This window comes from Streptomyces sp. NPDC055078 (genome assembly GCF_053607985.1).
The window spans coordinates 1-1956 of record NZ_JBSGUP010001003.1 but is presented as its reverse complement, the minus strand read 5'-3'; the positions used below and the strand labels follow the sequence as shown (position 1 = coordinate 1956).

Annotated in this window: 3 protein-coding genes; 2 read left to right on the top strand and 1 reads right to left on the bottom strand. The window is 70.0% G+C overall.

Annotated features, from left to right (window positions below; all coding sequences use genetic code 11):
* The coding region (locus ACWF94_RS39575; RefSeq protein ID WP_453499992.1) for a cytochrome P450 at positions 1–479 on the top strand (479 nt) is incomplete at its 5' end.
* A gap of 133 nt (positions 480–612) precedes the next feature.
* Here the strand turns inward: ACWF94_RS39575 and ACWF94_RS39570 are convergent.
* On the bottom strand, positions 613–813 hold the full coding sequence (locus tag ACWF94_RS39570) for a hypothetical protein (protein ID WP_453499990.1): 201 nt from the start codon (positions 811–813) through the stop codon (positions 613–615).
* 277 nt (positions 814–1090) lie between these two features.
* Between ACWF94_RS39570 and ACWF94_RS39565 the strand changes: the two genes are divergently transcribed.
* Entirely contained in the window at positions 1091–1924 is an 834-nt protein-coding gene (locus ACWF94_RS39565) for an alpha/beta fold hydrolase (RefSeq protein ID WP_453499988.1), read from the top strand.
* Positions 1925–1956 lie beyond the last annotated feature (32 nt).

Here is a 1956-nt window from a genome sequence, read left to right as displayed (position 1 = left end):
TCGTCGGCGACCGCGACCGGGTCACGGTCGAGGACGTACCCCGGCTGGTCGTGATCCGGCGGGTGCTGGAGGAAGTCGCCCGCCTGCACGGTGTGACCATGCTGATGCGCCGGGCCACCACACCCGTCGAACTTGGCGGCTTCACCCTCCCGGCCGGAACCGAGGTCGCCTTCAGCCTCTACGCCGTGCACCGCGACCCGCGCCTCTTCACCGATGCGGACAGCTTCGACCCCGACCGATGGCTGCCGGAGCGTCAGGAAGCACACGGACCCAACCGCGCCTTCATCCCCTTCGGGGCCGGTGCCCACAAATGCCTCGGCGCCCAGTTCGCGTGGACCGAGGCGACCATCGCCATCGCCACGGTCCTCGGCCGCTGGCACCTCGTTCCCGTCGCGGGACACACCCCGAGAGAGGTCGCATCCGCCGTGGTGCACGCCGACCGGCTTCCCATGACCGTCGAGCCACGCCGGGCCGGGTAGAACAGCCCGGTAGAACCCGGGACACGGTTCACGGCGCACGGACTACGGCGCACGGTTCACGGCGCACGGCGCACGGCTTACGAACCGCCGGGCATCGCCGGAACACCGGCACATCAGCCGAACACCGCCGCTTTCACAGCAGGTAGACCAGATCCACCTGCCCGTCCGACCGGTTGGTGATGATCGCCTCGCCGGCGCCCTGCACGGGGTCGATATTGAGGAAGCCGATCGCGGCGTCCACGCTCTCCCGCACGCTGTGGTGCCAGATCTGTCCAGGGGCGGCTTGCGCCATCGACTTCTTGAGCGCTGCGTCGTCCTCGCTGACATGGGCCATGAGTGACTCCTTGGAGCAATAGGAACAGAGGGTCGGGGATGTCGTCCCGGGAGGAAACCACCACAAGAACTACCCTCGGTAGCCAATAACTGCACAACGTAATCGAGTGAAATCGTGAATGCCCCACGTCGGGCGGCCGGGGAAGATTCCGGAAAATAGTCCGGTCGATGTGTCGATCGGGCTCCGTCCCGTTCGACGCAAGGGGTGAGAGGCGGGGAAAGCACCCCCCTCGCACCGGCCGCGCCCCACGCGGCACCGTTCTGCTCAGGAGGATCCCATGGCACCCGAACCGACCGTCCCCGTCGCCGTCCGCACCCTGGAGGTACCGGGAGCGCGCCTGCACTACGAGGTGCGTGGCGCGGGCCCGCTCGTGGTGCTGGTCGGCGCCCCGATGGACGCCGTCGCCTTCGCGCCGCTGGCCGATCTGCTCGCCGCCGACCACACGGTCCTCACCACCGACCCCCGGGGCATCAACCGCAGTTCGGTCGACGACCCGGACAGCGACTCCACACCCGCGATGCGCGCCGACGACCTCTCCCGGCTCATCACCCACCTCGACGCGGGCCCGGCCGTGGTCCTGGGCTCCAGCGGCGGTGCGGTCAGCGCGCTCGCCCTGGTGGAGGCACACCCCGAGCAGGTGCGCACCGTCATCGCCCATGAGCCCCCGCTGGACGAACTCCTCGACGACCGCGACGAGGTCCGCGCCCGGACCGACGACATGATCGCCACCTACCTCGGTGGCGATGTGCTGGGAGCCTGGCGGATGTTCTTCGACCAGGCCGACATCGAGCTGCCCGACGGCGCCGTCGAGCACATGTTCGGCGGGGAGCGCGATCCTCAGGTGGCCGCCGACGAGCGCTTCTGGTTCGCACACGAGATGCGTCCGACCGTGCGGTGGCTGCCCGACATCTCCGCGCTCGGCTCGGCCTCCACCCGTGTCGTGGTGGGGATCGGCGCGGACTCGGCGGGCCAGAGCTGCGACCGTACGTCGAGGGCTCTCGCCGCGGGACTCGGGATCGAGCCCACGATCTTCCCCGGCGACCACACCGGATTCGCCGACGACCCGGAGAAGTTCGCCGTGCGCCTGCGCGAGGTCCTGCTCGGGCAGTGACCACCCGGAGCGCCGACCCGGCCGGCCCACCG